5 protein-coding genes and 1 pseudogene are annotated in these 4,531 nt (G+C 71.6%); 3 read left to right on the top strand and 3 right to left on the bottom strand.

The window, feature by feature from the left end; genetic code table 11:
- The first annotated feature begins 178 nt into the window (after nt 1–178).
- Nucleotides 179–1,195: a radical SAM/SPASM domain-containing protein gene (locus D7V93_RS38705; RefSeq protein ID WP_158623960.1), complete on the top strand. Its 1,017-nt coding sequence runs from the start codon at nt 179–181 to the stop codon at nt 1,193–1,195.
- On the top strand, nt 1,192–2,163 hold the full coding sequence (locus D7V93_RS38700) for a hypothetical protein (RefSeq protein ID WP_120648086.1): 972 nt from the start codon (nt 1,192–1,194) through the stop codon (nt 2,161–2,163). The genes D7V93_RS38705 and D7V93_RS38700 overlap by 4 nt, the downstream gene beginning before the upstream one ends.
- 7 nt (nt 2,164–2,170) lie before the next feature.
- On the opposite strand, the gene D7V93_RS38695 is transcribed toward D7V93_RS38700, so the two are convergent.
- From D7V93_RS38695 to mobA, 3 genes are all read right to left on the bottom strand, one after another.
- On the bottom strand, nt 2,171–2,782 hold the full coding sequence (locus D7V93_RS38695; RefSeq protein ID WP_120648085.1) for a TIGR02265 family protein: 612 nt from the start codon (nt 2,780–2,782) through the stop codon (nt 2,171–2,173).
- Between the two features lie 101 nt (nt 2,783–2,883).
- The gene (locus D7V93_RS45470; RefSeq protein WP_158623959.1) at nt 2,884–3,279 is read right to left on the bottom strand and encodes a response regulator; all 396 of its coding nucleotides are present in this window, start codon (nt 3,277–3,279) and stop codon (nt 2,884–2,886) included.
- A gap of 223 nt (nt 3,280–3,502) precedes the next feature.
- Nucleotides 3,503–4,114, bottom strand: a complete 612-nt coding sequence (gene mobA / locus D7V93_RS38685; RefSeq protein ID WP_120648083.1) for a molybdenum cofactor guanylyltransferase — start codon at nt 4,112–4,114, stop codon at nt 3,503–3,505.
- Nucleotides 4,115–4,285: 171 nt separating this feature from the next.
- Between mobA and D7V93_RS38680 the strand changes: the two are divergent.
- Nucleotides 4,286–4,531: pseudogene (locus tag D7V93_RS38680) on the top strand (molybdopterin molybdotransferase MoeA); the annotation flags it as partial.

The raw sequence follows: 4,531 nt of genomic DNA, 5'->3' as shown, positions 1-4,531 counted from the left end.
CCCTCCCTCGCCCGGTCGCCCTCCGTGCCGGGAGCAGGGCGCGCGGAAGCTCCCCGCACGCCCTCTTGCGAGCCCGTCTCCCATGACTGGAAGGGGAGCCGCCCGTGCAAGACTCGGCCGCCGGAGCGTCAGGTCCTGGCCCCAGGCCGCGTCCGCGCCGCGTCCCTGGAGGCCCCGCGTGTCATCCACCTGGTCCGACCCTTCCGCCGTCCCCGTCCCCGCGCCCTTCGCGCACCTGCGCCGCTTCCCGCTGGACGGGGCGCTGCTGCTGTTCGACCGCGACACCGGCACCAACGTGCGCTGCGAGGGGGAGGAGACCGCGCACCTGCGCGCCCGCGCCCCGCGCGCCCTCCAGTTCGGCATCACCAACCGCTGCAACCTCGCCTGCACCTTCTGCTCGCGCGACCTGGACGCGAAGAGCGACTGGACGGCGGACAGCGCCTTCGACCTGCTCTCCGGCCTCGCGGACGCGGGCGTGCTGGAGGTCGCCTTCGGCGGCGGCGAACCCTGGGCCTTCCCCCACTTCGAGACACTGGTGGCCCGGCTGTACGACGAGACCCCGCTCGCGGTGAGCTTCACCACCAACGGCCTGGCGCTCACCCCGAAGCGGCTGGCCGCCGTGCGCGGCCGGTACGGCCAGATTCGCGTTTCGCTCTATGACGACAACGCATGGCGCGGCACCGTGGGGAGGCTCGCGGACGCGGGGGCGCGCTTCGGCGTCAATTATCTGGTGACCCCGGAGCGGCTGCCCTCGCTCGAAGCGGTGGTGCTGGAGCTGGTGGCGCTGGGCTGCCGGGACGTGCTGCTGCTCAGCTACAACGGCCACGACCGCGCGCTGCACCTGGACGCGGCCCAGGCCCGCGACCTGTCGCGCCGCGTGGCCGTGCTCGCGCGGGCGCTCGGGTCGCGCTGCCAGTTGAAGCTCGACGTGTGCTGGGGCGAGCGGCTGGAGGGCGTCCCCCGCCTCTTCGACAAGCAGGACTGCGGCGCGGGCCGCGAGTTCCTCGTCATCACCTCCGACCGCAAGGTGATGCCGTGCAGCTTCCACCACCTCGCCTTCCCGGTGACGTCCGCCCGGGACGTGATGGACGTGTGGCACGGCCAGCGCGCTCAGCTGGCCTCCGCGTCCACCCTGCCCGGCTGCGCGCGCACGCCGGGCCATGGCCTGTCCTCCCTGTCAGGAGCCGCCTCATGAAGATCCACGTCTGGAACGCCTTCGCCAGCAACAACAGCGGCAGCTACACGGTGGTGGGCGCCTTCGAGGACGAACAGACCGCCGCGAGCGTCGCCGGGGAGCTGTCCCAGCTGTCCGCCGCGCACCATGCCTGGGTCCAGGCCAGCTCCCAGACGGGGACCGGCAGCGAGTCCCGCCCCACGCCCCTGGAGGACTTCGCCGCCCGCCACGGACTCGGTGCCCCTCGCGACACCGACTCCGATAGCGAGGGCTACGACGACACGCCCCGGGTCTGGGCCCTGGGCCACCAGGTGTTCCTGCACGCCCCCTGCGCCCTCTCCCTCCCGAACCTCTACGGCGCGTTCATCTACAAGCGCGGCGGCTACGTGGAGACCACGGTGGAGCACGCGCACCACCCGCTGGTGGGCGTCTTCGAGCTGTGGATGCCGAACAAGGTCCGCGGCGGCCTGGACATCCCCCGCCGGACCGTGGAGCTCCTGGAGGCGCTGAACGCGGACGACGGGCCGCTCGTGCAGCTCGTCCCCGCGGAGCCCCACATCGCCTGGCGTATGCGCGGCGCGAACGAGCACCTGGGCGTGGACCTGACGGTGGGCGTGGTCTTCACCGACCTGGTGAAGGGCTTCACCGCCGTGGACGCCCTCGCGCGCGAGCACGACTTCCAGGTCCGCGTGCGCCTCTTCGAGCCCTGGCGCGAGGACACGGATCCGCTGGCCTTCCTGCGCCCCTCCTCACCGCCCCTGAAGGAGCCGCGCTACGACGTCGTGCTGACCGACGCGGGCGCGACGCCCCTGGAGTTGACGAAGCTCATCGCGGAGCTGCGGCAGGAGCACGAGAGCTTCGTGCGCGTGCTGCGCCACCCCCTGCCCGCGGTGCTGGTGCGCCTGCGGCCCCTGCGCGTCGCGGAGGCCATGGCCAGCCGCCTCCGCCGCCAGGGTGCCACCGTGGAGTTGCGGCGTTCGGAGCCGTGAGGCTGCTTCAGCTCCAGGCGATGTCGTAGACGGCTTCCACGAGCGCCAGCGAGCGGCCCTGCACCTGCACGTCGTGCACGCCGGTGACCTCCAGGGCCGCCCGCAGGATGCCCTCCGTGTACGGCACCGGCATCAGGGTGCGCGTCATGGTGATGCGCCCCGACGTCGGGCTCTTCCACTCCACGGTGCGCTCGCCGAAGTTCAAGGCCATCCGGTAGCCCGCCTGCATCAGCTCCATCAGCCGCTTCGGGTCTCCGCCGGCCTGCTGCACCACCTCCCGGGCGAACATGGAGTGCAGGAAGTCCAGCATGGCCTGGGTGCCAATCTGGCGCATGGCGGAGTCGAAGTCGCCCACCTGCGGCGCCAGCTGCCAGGCCGCCGCGTAGGACAGGCGCAGGAAGCGGGGAAAGGGATAGGGCTGCGTGGGGACGTAGTCCGCCTTCTCGCCCGCCTGCTCCAGCACGCGCGCCACTGCCTCCTCTCCTCCCAGGAAGCGCACCGCGTCCAGCACGCCCAGGAAGAACATGCCCCGGGACGTGTCCTCCTCCGTGGTGGCGCCCAGGCGGGCCGTCAGGTCGCGTGCGATGTCCTCTGGAAGCTCCAGTGTTCCGCGCGGCATCCGTCGTCCTTTGAGAGGGCAGGTAGGGAGCCTGCCGGGCAGGACCATTCCACAGCTTCCCCTCCACCGCGAGTCCCCTGCCTGTCGACATGAGACATGTTTCAGGACGTGCGGGATTCTCCCCGCCCGACCTTGGAGGAGGGCAGGAAGCGCCGCACCATCTCCAGCAGCTGGTTCACCGACACGGGCTTGCGCAGGTAGGCCACCGCGCCCTCCGGTTTGAAGGGACTGCCGGACAGCACGACGATGGGCACGTCCGTCAGCAGGCGCTCCTGCGACAGGCGCAGGAGGAAGGACTGACCGTCCATCACCGGCATCATCAGGTCCAGCAGCACCAGGTTCGGACGCTCATGGCACGTGAGCCACGCCCACGCGTCCTCGCCGTGGACGCATTGCTCGACGCGGAAGCCTTCCATCTCCAGCAACGTACTGACCGCATCTCGAATGTCTTCCTCGTCCTCGATCAAGAGGATCAGGGGCGCCCCGTCTGACGACATGCAGGTCTCCACTCGCTCCCGGCCACGCATGAACGTCTTCGTGGCACTTCGCCTCCCCCCAAGGACCGGAGGGTAGGTGCCGTCAGTTGAAAGCGGGAGTGGAGTGGACGCCGTGAAAGGACAAGGTTCGTGCCAACCCCTATCAGTTGCATCGGGGGTTCTTCTTCCAGGTTGCAGCCCCGCGACAACGTCCGGTTTCGGACACACCCTTCCATGACAGCGCTTACGGCCGGGGCAACCCGACGCCATACCGCGCCAGGTCCTCCGGCGTGTTCACGTTCGCCAGCGCGCGCAGTCGCGGATCCACCGTGCGCAACGCGGCCTCCGGCAACGTCCGAGTGCGGAACCGCGACAGCACCTGCCGCATCGACGGCTCCTCTGTCAGCGCCTCCCCCCACCGCGCCACCAGCTCCGCGCGGTAGACGGCGAGCAGCGGCTCCCAACGTCCCTCGCGCTCGAAGCACACCGCGTCCACGTCCTCCGCGCGCGCGTCCAGCACCACCCGCGCCGCGGCCTCCGTGACGAACGGCATGTCACACGCCACCGTGAACACCCACGGCGTGCGCGCCGCGCCCAACGCCGCGTGCACGCCCCCCGGCGCGCCCTTGCCTGGCACCGCGTCCGCCACCGTGCGCACCCCGAAGCGCACGTAGGGCTCCGGCGCGTTCGACACCAGCAGCACGTCCCCGAAGCGCGGCGCGAGCTCCAGCAGCCGCTCCAGCACCGTGCGCCCGTCCACCGTCAGCAGCCCCTTGGTCACGCCGCCCAGCCGGGCGCCCCGCCCGCCTGCCAGGATGCTCAGCGTCACGTCGGGAAAGGTCGCGGCTCCATCCATGTCCGCGCGACCCTACACAGCTTTCCCTCCGTCCAGGCCCGCCCCCAGGGCCCTGGAAGGCGTGTCACTCCGGAGGTTGCGCCTGACCCGGGAGGGAGGGAGCAACCGCCGTCCCAAGCCACCCCGTGGACAAGCGCCGCACGCCCGGGCGTAGAGTCCTGCCTCCGACGCATGCCGCTGACTCCCCTCACCGCCGCGCGAATGGCCGCCCTCGAAGCCATCGCGCCCGCGGCCCCCACAGCCCTTCCGTTGCTGGAAGCCCACGGGCGCTTCCTCGCCGCCCGGGTCGCGGCCTCGCGCGCGCTGCCCGGCTGCGACAACTCCGCCATGGATGGCTGGGCCGTGCGCGCCGAGGAGACCCGCGGCGCCCAACGCGACCGCCCCGCGCGCCTGCGCATCGTCGACACCGTCTACGCC

It is taken from the genome of Corallococcus llansteffanensis (assembly GCF_003612055.1).
Classification (GTDB): Bacteria; Myxococcota; Myxococcia; order Myxococcales; family Myxococcaceae; genus Corallococcus; species Corallococcus llansteffanensis.
The sequence above is the reverse complement of the archived record's forward strand: the minus strand, read 5'-3'. Positions and strand labels throughout refer to the sequence as shown.